The 14855-nt window shown below is 67.8% G+C and carries 12 protein-coding genes and 1 tRNA gene; 10 read left to right on the forward strand and 3 right to left on the reverse strand.

Annotated elements, in window-relative coordinates:
* Positions 1-40 precede the first annotated feature (40 nt).
* The 9 genes from WEG36_12840 (at position 41) to recN (ending at position 10258) form a co-directional block, all read left to right on the forward strand.
* A complete protein-coding gene (locus WEG36_12840; protein ID MEX1258497.1) occupies positions 41-343 on the forward strand; it encodes a cell division protein ZapA in 303 nt (100 codons plus the stop codon).
* A 280-nt stretch (positions 344-623) separates the two neighbouring features.
* Positions 624-2198, forward strand: a complete 1575-nt coding sequence (rny, locus tag WEG36_12845) for a ribonuclease Y (protein ID MEX1258498.1) — start codon at positions 624-626, stop codon at positions 2196-2198.
* Positions 2199-2221: 23 nt separating this feature from the next.
* Entirely contained in the window at positions 2222-3115 is an 894-nt protein-coding gene (folD, locus tag WEG36_12850; protein ID MEX1258499.1) for a bifunctional methylenetetrahydrofolate dehydrogenase/methenyltetrahydrofolate cyclohydrolase FolD, read from the forward strand.
* A complete protein-coding gene (gene xseA, locus WEG36_12855) occupies positions 3112-4386 on the forward strand; it encodes an exodeoxyribonuclease VII large subunit (GenBank protein ID MEX1258500.1) in 1275 nt (424 codons plus the stop codon). Before folD ends, xseA begins: the two co-directional genes overlap by 4 nt.
* Complete coding sequence (xseB, locus tag WEG36_12860; GenBank protein ID MEX1258501.1) at positions 4383-4688, forward strand: exodeoxyribonuclease VII small subunit; 306 nt, start codon at positions 4383-4385, stop codon at positions 4686-4688. The genes xseA and xseB overlap by 4 nt, the downstream gene beginning before the upstream one ends.
* Positions 4685-5617 (forward strand): polyprenyl synthetase family protein, encoded by a 933-nt coding sequence (locus WEG36_12865; GenBank protein MEX1258502.1) that lies wholly within the window; start codon positions 4685-4687, stop codon positions 5615-5617. The genes xseB and WEG36_12865 overlap by 4 nt, the downstream gene beginning before the upstream one ends.
* 128 nt (positions 5618-5745) lie before the next feature.
* The gene (dxs, locus tag WEG36_12870; GenBank protein MEX1258503.1) at positions 5746-7662 is read left to right on the forward strand and encodes a 1-deoxy-D-xylulose-5-phosphate synthase; all 1917 of its coding nucleotides are present in this window, start codon (positions 5746-5748) and stop codon (positions 7660-7662) included.
* The gene (locus WEG36_12875; GenBank protein MEX1258504.1) at positions 7659-8567 is read left to right on the forward strand and encodes an NAD(+)/NADH kinase; all 909 of its coding nucleotides are present in this window, start codon (positions 7659-7661) and stop codon (positions 8565-8567) included. Before dxs ends, WEG36_12875 begins: the two co-directional genes overlap by 4 nt.
* Before the next feature lie 14 nt (positions 8568-8581).
* Positions 8582-10258: a DNA repair protein RecN gene (gene recN / locus WEG36_12880; protein MEX1258505.1), complete on the forward strand. Its 1677-nt coding sequence runs from the start codon at positions 8582-8584 to the stop codon at positions 10256-10258.
* On the opposite strand, the gene WEG36_12885 is transcribed toward recN, so the two are convergent.
* Positions 10244-11698: a hypothetical protein gene (locus WEG36_12885; protein MEX1258506.1), complete on the reverse strand. Its 1455-nt coding sequence runs from the start codon at positions 11696-11698 to the stop codon at positions 10244-10246. The two genes, recN and WEG36_12885, sit on opposite strands and share 15 nt — an antisense overlap.
* 337 nt (positions 11699-12035) lie before the next feature.
* Between WEG36_12885 and WEG36_12890 the strand changes: the two genes are divergently transcribed.
* Positions 12036-12108: transfer RNA gene (locus tag WEG36_12890), tRNA-Gly, on the forward strand.
* 93 nt (positions 12109-12201) lie between these two features.
* On the opposite strand, the gene WEG36_12895 is transcribed toward WEG36_12890, so the two are convergent.
* Complete coding sequence (locus WEG36_12895) at positions 12202-13500, reverse strand: tyrosine-type recombinase/integrase (protein MEX1258507.1); 1299 nt, start codon at positions 13498-13500, stop codon at positions 12202-12204.
* Positions 13490-14641, reverse strand: coding sequence for a hypothetical protein (locus tag WEG36_12900; protein MEX1258508.1), 1152 nt, complete (start codon positions 14639-14641; stop codon positions 13490-13492). The genes WEG36_12895 and WEG36_12900 overlap by 11 nt, the downstream gene beginning before the upstream one ends.
* Positions 14642-14855: the final 214 nt, after the last annotated feature.

The following is a 14855-nucleotide window of genomic DNA, read 5'->3' on the forward strand; positions in this document are numbered from 1 at the left end:
CGAACGCCCGGTGAGTAGGCCCTTCGAACGGAGGATCCGCATGAGCAAGGAGTCACCGCGGAGTACGGTCACGGTCCGGATCGGTGGAGAGGAGCACGTCCTCCGGTCCACGGCCGAACCCGAATACGCGAAACAGTGCGCGGACTTCCTCGATAAACGCGTGCGCGAGGTCCGACAGCTCGGCGGTAGCACCGAGACCCACCGCGCGGTGATCCTGGCTGCACTCGCCATCACCGACGAGTACTTTCGCGCGCGCGAGGAGCTGAATGACCTCCGCCAGGAGGTCACCGCTCGTTCCCTCGACCTCGCCCGCAAGGTCGAAGAGGCGGTAGCGGGCCGCTGAGCGCGCGCCGCGCGAGGCGCCCGGCGCCCGGGGCCCGCGTCCCGCGGGGCCTCAGCGGCCGCTTGCTCTGAGCCGCCGCGGGGTCGGTCCCGGCCCTCGACGGGACTGCCGCAGGGCCTTTCCTGGGCCTCCATAGGCCCCGGCCTTGCGGCCGTTCGTAGACGATTCCTATTCTAACGCCAACTTTCGTAATGGAGGGCCGACCGGTCCGGTCTGGTCTGGAGGCCCCTGAACGAGCCTTCCTTCGGGTGTCGTTCGCGCCCGATCGCGGAGTGTATAAATGTCCCCGCAGGCCACCGCCGTCGTGGTCGCTCTTCTCGCGCTTGCGGGCCTCGGTGCGGGTTTTCTCTTCGGGAGGGGCCGGGAGCGGGCCCGTCAGGCCGCGGAACGGGCTCAGGCCCGCGACGAGGCCTCACGAATCCTCGCACGGGCCCGGGAAGAAGGAGAGACCGCTCGCAAAGAGGCCGCCCTCGCGGGACGCGAGGAGGCGCTCCGGCTTCGCGAGGAATGGGACAAGGAGGAGGCGCGGAGGCGGGAGGAGCTCGAACGCACCGAACGCCGCCTCGCGGAACGTTCCGAGTCCTTGGACCACAAGTTCGACCTGCTGAATGGCCGGGACGCCGCCCAGGAGGTGCGCACCAGCGAGCTCCGGGAGCGCGAGGCGGCCATCGAGGCCAGAGACCGCGATTCGATCCACGTCCAGGGCCAGTTCCGTCAACGGCTAGAGGCGCTCGCCGGGATCTCCGCGCACGAGGCGAAGGAGCAGCTTCAGGCCGAGCTGATCGACGAGGCCCGTGCCCGGGCCGCCCAACAGATTCGAGAGGTCCGCGAGGAAGCTCAGCGCACCGCGAATCGCGAAGGGAAAAACGTCATCGCGCTCGCGATCCAGCGGATGGCCGCCGAGGAGACGGCCCAGGCCACCGTCTCCGTGGTCCAGCTCCCCTCCGACGAAATGAAGGGCCGGATCATCGGCAGAGAAGGTCGAAACATCCGCGCCTTCGAGCAAGCCACCGGCATTGACGTCATCATTGACGACACTCCCGAGGCCATCGTCCTGTCGGGCTTCGATCCGGTCCGCCGCGAGATCGCCCGGATCGCCATGGAGAAGCTGATCGAGGACGGGCGGATCCACCCGGGGCGGATCGAGGAGATCGTGGAGAAGAGCCGCGCCGAGGTGGAGGAGGGAATGAAGGAGGCGGCCGAGCAGACGCTCTACGACCTCGGCATTCACCAGGTCCATCCCGAGATCATGAAGGTGCTTGGGCGCCTCAAGTTCCGGACCTCTTACGGGCAAAACCAGCTCCGCCATTCGAAAGAAGTCGCGCGCCTCGCGGGGCTCATGGCCACCGAGATGGGGCTCGACGCGCAGATGGCCAAGCGGGCCGGGCTTCTGCACGACGTTGGGAAGGGAATGACGCACGACCACGAGGGAACCCACGTGGAGCTCGGGTATGAGTTGTGTAAGCGCCATGGGGAACCGGACGTCGTCCTGAACACGATCCGCGCGCACCACGACGAGGAGCCGCACGCTTCGGCAGAGGCCTTCCTCGTGACGGCGGCGGACGCGATCTCCGGCTCCCGTCCCGGCGCGCGCCGCGAGATGTTCGACACCTACGTGAAGCGGCTGGAGCGGCTCGAGGAGTTGGCCATGGAATTTCCGGGAGTGGAACGGTGCTTCGCCGTCCAGGCCGGACGGGAGGTCCGTGTCATGGTCCAGCCCGAAAAGGTCACCGATGCGGAGATGGCGCAGATCTCAGAAAAAGTGGCGCGCCGCTTCGAGGAAGAGCTCCAATATCCGGGGCAGATCAAAGTCATCGTCATCCGGGAAACCAGGGCCATCGACTTCGCGCGGTGACACGGAGGGGGGAGGGCGGGGACATGGGGGCTGAGATCATCTCGGGAACCGAAGTCGCGCAGGCGATCCGGCGAGAGGTGGCGGAAGGGGTGAAGGCACGCGTCGCCTCGGGGAAGGGCCCACCCGGCCTCGCGACCGTCCTCGTAGGCGAAGACCCGGCGAGCCAGGCGTATGTCCGCATGAAAAACCGGGCGGCGCGGGAAGCCGGAATCCAGTCGCGGCAGATCGATCTCCCCGCCGCGACTTCCGAAGGGGATCTCCTCGCCCTCATCCGCGAGCTGAACGCGGATCCGGAGATCCACGGGATCCTCGTCCAGCTTCCGCTCCCGTCCCAGATCGAGGAGGGGAGGATTCTGGAAGCGGTGGATCCATCGAAGGATGTGGACGGCTTCCACCCGATCAACGTCGGGCGCCTCAATGCGGGCGATCCCGGGGTTCTCGCCCCCTGCACCCCGCGCGGCATCATCGAGCTCCTCCTCCGCAGCGGGCACGACCCGGCGGGGAAACATGTCGTCGTGGTGGGTCGCTCGAACATCGTCGGGCGCCCCATGGTCTCTCTCCTTCTGGGACGCGGTCGCGGGGGGAACGCCACCGTCACCGTGGCGCACTCCCGAACGCCGGATCTCGGGGCGGTGACTCGCCTCGGCGATATCCTCATCGTCGCGATCGGGCGCCCGGAGCTCGTCAAAGCCGACATGATCCGCCCTGGCGCGGTCGTGATCGATGTCGGGGTCAACCGGGTGGACGACCCTTCCGCCGAGCGCGGTTACCGCCTCACTGGGGACGTGGACTTCGAAGGAGTGAAGGAAGTCGCCGCCGCGATCACCCCCGTCCCCGGTGGCGTCGGCCCCATGACGATCGCAATCCTCCTGCAGAACACGCTCGACGCCTCGAACGCCGCCCGAGGGAAGAAGTGACCACGGGGGAGGGGATGCCTCTCGACCTCTTTGCGGTACCGCCAGTCCCCGAAGGGCCCTCCATCCCGGAGGAAAGGGTCTGGACCATCTCCGAGCTCAATCGGACGGTTCGCACCCTGCTCGAATCGTGGATGCCGGAGCTCTGGGTTGGTGGCGAAATCGCGAATTGGACACGGGCGCGCTCGGGACACCTCTACTTCTCGCTCAAGGACGAGGCCGCTCAGCTTCGGTGCGTGATGTGGAAGCGCGATGCGGTGCGGCTTCCAGTGGACCCCGATGAAGGGATGCGGGTCCGGGCACTCGGCTCTCTCACCCTGTACGAGGCCCGGGGCGAGTACCAGCTCACGGTCCGGAGACTCGAAGGGGAGGGTGAGGAGGGGCTCTGGCGGCTCGCCTTCGAGCGGCTTCGCACCCGGCTCGCCGAAGAAGGGCTCCTCGATCCGGCGCGAAAGCGGGCCATTCCCCGCTTTCCCGGGACCATTGGGATCGTCACCTCTCCGTCGGGGGCGGCACTCCATGACATCCTCACCGTCCTGGGCAGACGGGCCCCTTGGACCCGCGTCCTCCTTTGCGGTGCGCGCGTGCAGGGCGAGGGCGCCGCTGGGGAAATTGCGGCCGCCCTTCGCGCGCTGTCGGAGAGCGGTCGTGTGGATCTCATCATCGTCGGGCGCGGAGGCGGGTCCATCGAGGACCTCTGGGCCTTCAACGAAGAGCCGGTCGCACGGGCGATCGCGGAATCGCGGGTGCCGGTCATCTCGGGCGTCGGCCACGAGGTGGACGTCACGATCGCGGACCTGGTCGCCGATCTTCGCGCCCCCACGCCTTCCGCCGCCGCGGAGGCGGCGGTCCAGGACGGTCGCGTCGTCTCGGAGCTCCTCGCGGCGGTCCGTCCCCGCCTCGCGCGGGCCCTTCGCCGCCAGGCCGAACGACGCACACACCGCCTCGACCTTGCCCGCATGAGGCTCGTGCAGGGGGTGAAACGGCTCGCCGAGCCCCGGCGGCGCATGCTGGAGCGCCGGCAGGATGCCCTCGCCTGGGGAGTCCGGCACCTGATTCAGGAGCGCCGCGAGACGCTGGGCGGGCAGGCCGCGAGAGTAGAGACCCTCTCCCCCCTTTCCACCCTCCGCCGGGGCTACGCGGTGCCGATCGGCGCCGGCGGGCGGGTCCTCAAGAAGGCCGCCGACTTCCGCGCGGAACCGACCTTTCACCTGAGGGTCGTGGACGGACACATCGAATGTGAAACCCTGGGCGTGAGCGAGGAGGGAGTGTGACGAAGCGGGGAGCGAAAGAAGGCGGGCCCGGCCGGCGCGGTCCCGGGTCCGGCCCCGACGGAGGCGCGGGGGAGGCCCAGGAGATGTCGCTGGAAGCCCGGCTTCGCCGCCTCGAGGAGATCGTTGCCACTCTCGAAGGGGGAGAGGTCGAGCTGGAGCGGGGGCTCGCTCTCTTCGAAGAAGGAGTTCGCCACATCCGGGAGGCGGAGTCGCTCCTTTCCACCGCGGAGCTCCGGGTCGAGGAGCTGGTCGGAGAGGCGGAGCCCGCCGCGACGCAGCCCTCGGAGGAAGGAGAAGGGTGAGGGCAGTGTCCGAGGGGTTTTCCCTGGCCACCTTTCTCGCGGAAGAGCGAGCGCATGTAGACGCGGCCCTCCAGGGGGCCGTGGCCGAGCTTCTTCCCGACCTTCCCGAAGGTCTTCGGGGCCCGGTGGAGGCCGGAGTCATGGCCCCCGGGAAACGACTTCGGCCGATCTTCTGCATCGCCGCCTTCGGGGCGTGCCGGGGCGCACCCTCGTCCCAGGAACCGCTCCCGGCGGCGGCATACCCCCTCGCGGCCGCGCTCGAGTTGATCCATGCGTACTCCCTCATGCATGACGACCTCCCCTGTATGGATGACGCGCCGCTTCGCCGGGGGCGGCCGGCGCCGCATACTCTTTTCGGGGAGGCGGCGACGACGGTTGCGGCCGCGGCCCTCATCCCCGCCGCCGCCCGGCAGGCGTGGCGAGCTGCGACCGCGCTCGGACGCCCGATCGAGACGCGCCGCGAGATCGTTCGGATCCTCGCTCGTGCCGCGGGTGCCGGAGGGATGGTCGGCGGTCAGGGGCTCGATCTCCTCGGGGAAGGGAAGCGCCTCTCCCGCCCCGAGCTCGACCGCTTGCACGGGATGAAGACGGGCGCCCTCCTTACCGCCTCGCTCCGGATCGGTGGGGTGGCCGCCGGGGCCGCGCCCAAGGAGTTGGACGCCCTCGATCGTTATGGGCGAGAGATCGGGCTCGCCTTCCAGGTCGCCGACGACGTCCTGGATGCGACGGCCGGGGCCGACGTGCTCGGGAAGGAGCCCTCGGACCAGGCGCTGGAGAAGTCCACGTATGTGTCACTCCTCGGCGTGGAGGACGCCCGTCGCGAGGCGGCAGCCCGCGTGGAAGTGGCCGGCCTCGCCCTGGAGGAGGGCGGGATCTCGTCTCCGGCGCTTCTCGCCATGGCCCGTCACGTCGTGGACCGCGACCGGTGAGCGGGGCGCGGGCGGCGAGGGCCGGAAAGCGCGCTGGGCGGCCCGCTTTTCCATGTTCGCGGAACCAGCTTTTCGACTATCTTTAAGACTTGGGCCCCCAGCTTCCACCTCCCACGGGGAGGAGTGCGGTGTCGGTACTCGAGCGGGTGAACTCCCCAGCGGACCTCCGTGCACTTTCGCGAAACGAGCTCGCGTCGCTCGTCGACGAGGTGCGGGAGCGGCACATTGACGTCGTGTCCGAGATCGGCGGCCATTTCGGCGCGAGCCTCGGGGTCGCCGAGCTCACCGTCGCGCTGCACTTCGTCTTCGAGACCCCCCGGGACAAGCTGGTCTGGGATACCGGACACCAGGGATACATCCACAAGATCCTCACCGGCCGCAACGACCGCTTCCCAACGATTCGTCAACGCGGTGGCCTCGCTCCTTTCCTGAGCCGGGAAGAGTCCGAATACGACGCCTTCGGCGCGGGGCATGCGGCGACCTCGATCTCCGCCGCGCTCGGAATGGCGACGGCCCGCGACCTCCTCGGCCGTGAGGAGAAGGTCGTCGCGATCATCGGGGATGGCGCGATGGGGTGCGGACTCGCCTACGAAGCGCTTAATAATGCGGGAGATACGGACCGCGACCTCATCGTCGTTCTGAACGACAACGACATGTCCATCGCGCCGAACGTCGGCGCGATGAACAAGTACCTGACGACGATGATCACGAACCCCACGTACAATCGCCTCCGCGCGGAGGTGAAGGGACTCCTCCAGAAGGCGCCCCGGAGCCTGGGCGAGGTCGTGGAATCGGTCGCGGGGAAGATGGAGGAGAGCGTGAAGCACCTCCTCGTCCCGGGAATGATTTTCCAGGAGCTCGGCTTCCGGTACGTCGGTCCGGTGGACGGCCACAACCTCGACGACCTCATCCCGGCCCTCGAGGGGGTCCGGAAGATGAAAGGACCCGTGCTTGTGCATGTTCTCACCCGGAAAGGGAAGGGGTACGAGCCGGCCGAGGAGGATCCATGGCGTTGGCACGCGGCTTCTCCCTTCGACAAGATCTCCGGCGCGGGGAAGACCAAGGCTGGAGGGCTTCCCCGCTACCAGAAGGTCTTCGGGCGCGGGGTAACGGAACTCGGCCAGCAAGACCCACGCGTGGTCGTGATCACGGCGGGGATGCCGGACGGAACGAGCTCGGAGATCTTCGCCGAGAAATTTCCGGAGCGGCACTTCGACGTCGGAATCGCGGAAGGGCACGGGGTGACCTTCGCGGCGGGGCTCGCGACCCAGGGGATCAAGCCCGTCGTCGCGATTTACTCGACGTTCCTCCAGCGCGCCTTCGATTCGATCGTACACGACGTCGCGCTCCAGCGCCTTCCCGTAGTCTTCTGCATGGACAGGGCGGGGGTCGCGGGCGAGGACGGGCCGACCCACCACGGCGCCTTCGACATCGCGTACATGCTCGCGATCCCCGGGATGACGGTGACGGCGCCCAAGGACGGCGCTGAGATGCTCGCCCTCCTGCGCCTGGGGATCTCCCTGCACGATGGGCCGTTCTCCGTCCGGTGGCCCCGGGCCACGGTTCCCGCGGAGGTGCCGACCTTGTCGGAGATCCCCGAGGTTCCGTATCGGAGCTGGGAGGTTCTCCGCGAGGGGGCCGACGTCGCGATCCTCGCCGTCGGATCCATGGTCGTGTCGAGCCTCGCCGCTGGCGCCGCGCTGGCGATGGAAGGCGTGTCCGCGACCGTGGTCAACTGCCGGTTCCTCAAGCCCTACGACCGGAAGGTCCTGGCGGCCATTCTCCAACGCCACGACGCGGTCCTGACCGTGGAAGAGGGGACGGTCGTAAACGGATTCGGGGCATTCATCGCTCGAGAGGTGTCCGACGACCCGGATCTGCGCTTCCCGGCCCGATTCGCGACGCTCGGGCTCCCCGACCAGTTCGTGGCGCACGGGTCGAGGGGGACGCTCCTCAAAGAGCTCGAGCTCGACGCGGCCGGAATCGCCGGGCGTGTACGAAGGCTCGTGGAAAGTGGTCCGAGGGCCTCACGGGAGAGCGCGTGACCGAGGTCAGGGACCAGCGCCCCGCAGCCCTCTCGGGAAAGATCTCTCGGATCGGGCTCGTGGGGCGCCAGGTCACCGACGATCTCCGCGCCGCGCTCGAACGGGTTCACCACTTCGCAGAGTCCCATGGTCTCACGCTCTTTCCCGAGGAAGATCTCCGGATCGGGCCTCTGGCAGATTCCGCGCCCCTCTCCATGGACGGAAGCGGTGTGGAGCTCCTTCTCACTCTCGGCGGCGACGGGACGCTCCTCCGGGGGGTACGGAAGGTCGCGGCCGCCGGTGTTCCGGTCCTCGGCGTGAATCTCGGGCGGCTCGGTTTCCTCACCTCGATCTCGCCGCAGGCCCTGGAGGAATCCCTCGAGCAGATTCTCGACGGGAAGGCACTCCTCGATCCGCGCTCCACGCTCGAAGGGCGCATCGAACACGCGGACGGCACGGAGGGGCCGCGCCTCTGGGCGCTGAATGACCTAGTGATCCACAAGGGAGGCGTCGCGCGTGTGGTTCGGCTCGACCTCGAGGTGGGACGCGAAGGGTCTCGCGAGGAGATCGGAAGTTTTTCCGGAGACGGGGTCATCGTCTCGACGCCGACTGGCTCCACCGCCTACTCGCTTTCCGCGGGAGGCCCCATCATCGTGCCGGAGACGGACTGCCTCGTGGTCACGCCGATCTCGCCGCACACGATGGCGATGCGACCGCTGGTTCTCCCCGACAAGGTGCATCTGACCATTCGCGCGGTGGACCCGGTCGAGGACCTCGTCGTCACGGCGGACGGACAGGTCGCTCACGCCCTCGACCCGAGTGATCGGGTCGTCGTGGAGAAGGGGAAGGTGCGGGTCTCCCTCGTCCGCTTCCCCGGTCAGACGTATTTCGACACGCTTCGAAGCGTTCTGAACTGGGCCGTCTGAAAAGCTTAAGTACCATGCTATTAGAGATCCGGGTCAAGAACCTCGCCGTCATCCGGGACCTGTCTCTCGACCTGGGGCCGGGGCTGAACGTCCTGACCGGGGAGACCGGGGCCGGGAAGTCCATCGTCGTGGGCGCCCTCGGCCTCCTCCTCGGGGGGCGCGCGTCCGCGGAGGGGATCCGAAGCGGAGCGGACCGGGCGGTGATCGAGGGGGTCTTCGACCTCTCCTCGGCGCCCGAGGTGCGGGAGCGCGTTGCGGAGATGGGATTCGATCTCGAAGAAGGTGAGCTCCTCCTCCTTCGGCGAGAGATCCAGGCCGAAGGACGGAGCCGCGCATGGATTGGAGGATCCCCGGCCACGGCGGGCGCTCTCGCCGAGCTCGGGCAGGCGCTCGTGGACTTCCACGGCCAACACGAGCACCAGACTCTCCTCCGTCCCGCCGATCAGAAGGACATTCTCGACGCCTTCGCGGGAGCCGGCGAAGAGTCGCGAGCCATCGCGCGTCTCCACTCGGAGCTGACCGGTCTCCAGGCCAGCGCGGAGGAGCGCGATGCCCGACTTCGGGAGATTTCCGGGAGAGCGGATTTCCTCCGCTTCCAGCTCGGGGAGATCGAAGAGGCGGAGCTCTCCGAGGGCGACGACGAACGCGTCGCGGAAGAACTGGGACGCCTGGAGCATGCGGAGGAGCTGGCGCGCGGCTCCGGACAGGTCTACGACCTCCTCTACGGTGCGGAGGGATCCTCATCCGAGCGGATCGCGGAGGCGCGGGATCTCCTCGCGCGCCTCGCCCGTTTCGATCCTTCCCTGGAGGCGCTACGAGACCAGTCGGACGAGCTCTACCACCGGGCCGCCGAGCTCGGCCGGAGCATCGAGCGCTACGGCTCCGGCGTGGAGGTCTCGCCGCGCCGCGCCGACGAGCTCCGCGCACGGGCGGACCTTCTTTTCCGGCTCAAGCGAAAGTACGGCCCCGAGCTCTCCCACGTCATCGAGCACGGCCGGCGAACGGGCCAAGAGCTCTCTCAGCTGGACGGTGCGGCCTTCGACGAGAAGGCGCTGGCCGCGAAGGTCGCCGCGGCGGAGCGGGCGCTTCGGGAGCGCGCCGAGGCGCTTTCGAAGCAACGGGCCGACGGAGCGACCCGGCTCGCGGCCGCCGTGGAGGCTCTCCTTCCGAGTCTCGGCATGGCGGGGGCGCAGTTCCGAATCGCGCTCGATCCGGTAGAGCCGCCGGGGGCCGGAGGCGCCGAACAGGTCCGATTTCTCGCCTCGCTGAACGCCGGCTTCGAGCCGAAGCCCCTCGCGCGGATCGCGAGTGGGGGCGAGCTGTCCCGAGTGATGCTCGCGCTCAAGTCCATTCTCGCGTGCCAGGACCGGGTCCCCACCCTCGTCTTCGACGAGATTGATGCCGGGATCGGAGGCACCGTTGCCGTGGCGGTCGCCGCCCAGCTGCGGGAGGTCGCCAGTCGCCACCAGGTCTTCGTCGTGACGCACCTTCCCCAGATCGCCGCGCGCGGTGCGCATCACTTCGTCGTCGAAAAGCGGGAGGAAGGCGGCGAAACGGTGACTAGCGTGCGGACCCTCGGAGGGAGGGAGAGAGTCCAGGAGGTGGCGCGGATGCTCGGGGGCGATCCCGAGTCGGAGACTTCCCGCGATCACGCGAAGGAGCTGCTCGCGACCTCGTCAACGGTGCAGTAGGAAACGCAGCCCGGCCTCAACCTTCCGCTCTACGGGCGCCCATTCCCCCGATCCCGATATCGTTTGGGACGCCCGCCCGTACACCTCGAAGGGGAAACGCACTGCGTCCGCCAGCGCACCGGCCGTCGCCGTGTACCGGATCTCGACGAGGACGCGCTGGAAGGTGAAGGGACCTTCCAGGGCCGGCACCGCCGGCCCCCCTGACTCGAGCGAAACGAAGCGGTCCGCCTCCACTCGGACGTATTGCCATCCGGCGCCGATCGAGAGTGGAGGACCGAAATGGAAGCGCGGGGTGACGCCGAAGGAACGCTGGTCTCCAGGTTCCCACTCGACGTTCACGCGAGTGAAGCCGGGGGAATAAAGCTGCGCAGGATCAGGGGCGAGAAGCTCCATTTCCCGCGTGCCGTTCCACACCCCCTCGGCGTGCGCGAGCACGGCGAAGTGCGAAGAAAGGAGGAGGTCCGTGGCGACTCCCATCGAAAATCCCGACACGCCCCGGGGAGGCGAGAGCGGCGCGACGGCCCGGAGAGAGTCCGGCTGCCCCGTCGGAAAGCGAACACCTCCGGTGAGCGTGGCCCGGATCCCGATCTCACGGCCCTCTAACGCCGCCGGGGAGGGGTGGAGAAGGGAAAGGGCGGCGTTTAATTCGACATCCCCAATCGCCAGGTATGTCGGCGTGTTCTCGATCGGGAATGCCTCGTCAGGCCACGCCGGGTCGAGGACGAGTGTCCGAAACATCGCCTGGTCGAGGGGGTCGGTCGCGAGGGGGACCATCTCCGGCGAGTCGGTTTCCCACGCCGCGAGTCCCGTGCGAATCGCTGACCAACGAGAGGCGACGGCGTCCCCGAGCGAGGATCCCGCGAGCGGAAAGAGCAACTCCTCGTCGTAGGCGGAATCCACGGAGTCGAGGAATGTGTCCGTCTCCAGGACTAGGCCGCGGCCGGAGACGCAGTCGGCATGCGCTTCGCCGAGCTCGGTGCAACGCATATCCACGGCTGCCTCGAGCGCCAACAAAGTGGCGGCGGAGGCCGCGAGGAAAGTCCCGACTTCCGTCGGCGCGGTGAAGGCCGGGTTCGAGCCCACGTTCGCCCCATCGGGGACCAGACGGAGGAGCGAGTCCACCCGTCGCCGGATGAACGGAACGGTCGCGCCCACGGTGAGCCGTCCGAGCACCCCGTAACTGAGGCGGAGGAAGGCCGCCTGTTCCTCGGCCGAGAACCGTCCGGTCGTTGCACCAAGGCGAAGCCCGGGTGCGGACTCGCTCCCGGTGAGCGCCTGGAAGCGGCTCTCCAAGCCCTGGAGCGCCGGGATCTGGGCCGGGCCCAACTCCGAAAGGAAGAACGCCGATCCGAGGGGCGACGGGTCGTCTCCATTTCCGTGCAGCTCTTCGATCGCCATGGAGCCCCCGTCCACCTGGATCCAGAGTTGCCCCCGAGGCACGACCGCGTCTCCCGCGCTTTGCTGGGCCGAAAGCGCCGGAGGCGTCCCGCTCCCGGCGAGGAGGAGCGAGAGGACGGCCGCCGCGACGGGAGCCTGCCGATGATTTGAGTTGGAGCGGGCCAGGGGGACGCCCTCATGCGGGACGGAAGGCCAGAAACGGAACCGAAAAGATAAGGGGGGCGTGCCTTCGAACCAACCCGCGCGAGTAGGGACCGGGCACCTCGCTTCCAGGGGGGTCAAAAAGGGCCGAAGACCTTGACACGCATGGACCTGCGGCCTAGCTTCCCGGTCCCTGAGAGCGGTGTGGGAGTAAGGTTTTCAGACCGTCGCGGGTTTCGCGGGAATAGCTCAGTTGGTAGAGCACCACCTTGCCAAGGTGGGGGTCGCCGGTTCGAGTCCGGTTTCCCGCTCTCCGAAAGATGAAGCCCCGCAGGGCGCTCTGGCCCTGCGGGGCTTTCCCGTTCCCGGCCGCTGTGTCCCGAATGTGTCCCGGGCGGCTCCAACTACGTCCCGAACTGCACCACGGCGAGCACCGTCTCCGGGTCCGCCTTCTGATACGAGAGCTTCATCGCGCGCGTGTCCTTCCATCCCGCCGCGTGCGCCACGTCCACGTCTGAGAGTCCCTTCCGCTCGTTGGCCCATAGCCTCCGGTACGGGTGGAAGGTGCCCCGCTCGAGCTTCGGGAGCTCGGCGAGCTCCTCGGCTCTCAGTAACCATTTCGCCGCGGTGTGCCGACTGATCGCCTTCTCCGGTGGGGGCGGGGAATCGTCATCCTTCTTTCGCTTGACACCCGGGGCGGGGAAGAGAGGCACGTCGCCCACGCGCGGGTTCTTCGCGAGGTAGGTGTCCAGGGCGCGGCGAGCGGCTCGACTGATCGGGCTCACGAAGAGTAGCCCCATCTTGTCGGACTCATCGCTCCAACGGATCGCGCCGTCGGGCATATGACCCGCGAGTGCCTCGTCCATCCCGGCCGCGGCGAGGGCCGCAAGGATGCGGTCCCGAGAGAGAAGTAGGTCGGAGGCGCGGAGCGAGCAGATGGCCGACTCGCGCCGACCCGTGAACCTTGCGAGGGAGAGGATGCACGCGAGCCGCCCTTCGGAGTCCACGTCGTGCGCACGCCCCAGGGTGGCGAGGTACCGCTCGTGTCGTGCGACGGGACGGCGGACGTTCCTCTCCTTCGGGGTGTCGAGATCGTGAAGCGGGTTCTCGGAAAGGAGGCGGCGCCCGCCTTCCTTCCGCTTCCGGGCCCAATTGAAGACTGAGGAGAGCCACGAGAAATCCGAGGCGAGGGTCCCGTCCCGCGGGGGCGTTGCCTTCCTTCCGCCTCGCTTGAGATCGCCCTCCTCCTTCGGCTGGAACGCCGGCGGAAGGACCTCGAGCGCCTTTCGCTGACGCACGTAGGAATCCACCCGCGACTGATCCACGTCCGCAACGAGTATGTCGAGACCCCAGGCGGCTCCGAACATCGCCATGAACGTCTTCGCGTATCGCTGACGATAGGGCCGGAGGGTGGGAAGCTGGTGGCGGCGGTAGGCCGCGAATAGCTGCCCGATCGTGAGTCCGCGAGTCACGTCCGCCCCGGTGATTCGCTCCCGCGCGACTCCCTCGGCGATCGCCTTCGCGCGGGTCTCCGCGAGCGAGCGGTCCGTCGTCTTGAGACTCTTCCGAATCTTCCGCCCATCCTCGGTCACGATCGAATACCAGACGGCCGAGGAATTGGCGCGCTCGAAAATTCGGATCGAGACGCCGGACTCTTCGATCATCTTCGACCACTGCTTTTTCTTCGGCTTCTTAGGCATCATCGACCTCCTTTTTCTGGATCTTCGGGGCATGGTCCAAGAGAGAGCCTTTCTTCTCCTTCACTCGATAGAAGTACCGTCGGACTGACGCGACCGACTGCGGTGGTTCAGGGAAGCTTGGATCGCTCGCTGAAAGGGCGAGCCACCTCTCGCGGACATCCTCCCACAACTCCTTACCCCTGGGCCTGAGCGGGCCCCCAACATCCCTCCATGCTCGGTCGAATGCTCGGTCGGTGGGGGTGAATCTTGCTCGGGACTCCTCAGGTTCTTCGTCCGCGCCGCTCCACCAGAGGGCCCGGACTTCTTCCCGGAGTGCCGAGTAGTCGTCGGGCGTTAAGTACGGGCTCCTGAGGGTGACCTCAACCCGCTTTCCGGGAATCGTCCCATGCGTGGGCGTCCATTGTGGCGTCCCGTCGACGAAGACCTCGGCCCACCCGGGCACGCGGATCGACACGTGCCGGAGCTCTACGCTGGTTGGCCGGAATTCGGGGGGGATCCCGAAAAGGATCCAGGCGGAAACCTCATGGTCAATGAATCCGGCGGCCTCTTGGATTTCTCGTGCTGCGATCGAGAGTTGGCGCAGCGGCCGGGAGCCGAAGGCTTCAACGAAGACCGCCCTCCACTCTTCGCCGAACCGCTGGAGGAGGCGAATCCAATGCCGCGGGCGCTGAAGAGTCACCTTCTCGCCCGCCATCTGCCCCAAGGCGCTTACTCCACGTTCGACACCTTCCTTCAAGGCCCGCCATTCCTCTGAGGACTCGAGGGCGGTCAGGGCCTCGCGACCTCTGTCCTCTTCGATCCTCAACCAAAGAACAGCCTCCTCCCAATCGCTGGGGGCCCAGGGTGGCTCCGGGGTGCTCCAGATCGCCTCCCGTTCGGCGTTGATGCGTCCGGACAGGAGGCGAATCCACTCGGTCCCGACGTGAAGATCGCCTGGATGCCGGGAGGGCGAGGGGGAGGGCGAGGCTCCCGCTTGCTCTGCGAACATTCCGGCCAGCTGCACGCACTGCGCGACATACGCAAGGCCCACTCGCCCGGCGACCTCTACGTGATACCGGACGGCCTTCTCGATCGCCTCCTCGTCCAGGTGCCTCGCCTTCATTTGGACGTCTTCTCGAAACCCCTGCACGAGCTCCGGATCCATGTCTCTTCCCTGAACTGCGACGGGTTGTGTCACAAAGTTGTCCCACTCCAATATACGCCATGCAACGCGATACGCAACGCCCACGCCCGACGCCCCCACGCGAGCGGCGCGGGACACTTCCGATCCGGATCTCCGACGCGGAGCGCCGCCTCATAGAGGCGGCGGCGGCGGCCCGCCCGGAGTACGTCACAACCTTCATCCGCGAGGTCGCTCT

This window comes from Gemmatimonadota bacterium, assembly GCA_040882465.1.
Taxonomy (GTDB): domain Bacteria; phylum Gemmatimonadota; class Gemmatimonadetes; order Longimicrobiales; family Gaopeijiaceae; genus JBBEBG01.

Excerpts from the sequence above, each read along its gene's own strand:
- WEG36_12840 (MEX1258497.1), top strand. The coding sequence starts at position 41 with ATGAGCAAGGAGTCACCGCGGAGTACGGTCACGGTCCGGATCGGTGGA.
- rny (MEX1258498.1), top strand. The coding sequence starts at position 624 with ATGTCCCCGCAGGCCACCGCCGTCGTGGTCGCTCTTCTCGCGCTTGCG.
- folD (MEX1258499.1), top strand. The coding sequence starts at position 2,222 with ATGGGGGCTGAGATCATCTCGGGAACCGAAGTCGCGCAGGCGATCCGG.
- recN (MEX1258505.1), top strand. The coding sequence starts at position 8,582 with ATGCTATTAGAGATCCGGGTCAAGAACCTCGCCGTCATCCGGGACCTG.
- WEG36_12895 (MEX1258507.1), bottom strand. The coding sequence starts at position 13,500 with ATGATGCCTAAGAAGCCGAAGAAAAAGCAGTGGTCGAAGATGATCGAA.
- WEG36_12900 (MEX1258508.1), bottom strand. The coding sequence starts at position 14,641 with ATGGATCCGGAGCTCGTGCAGGGGTTTCGAGAAGACGTCCAAATGAAG.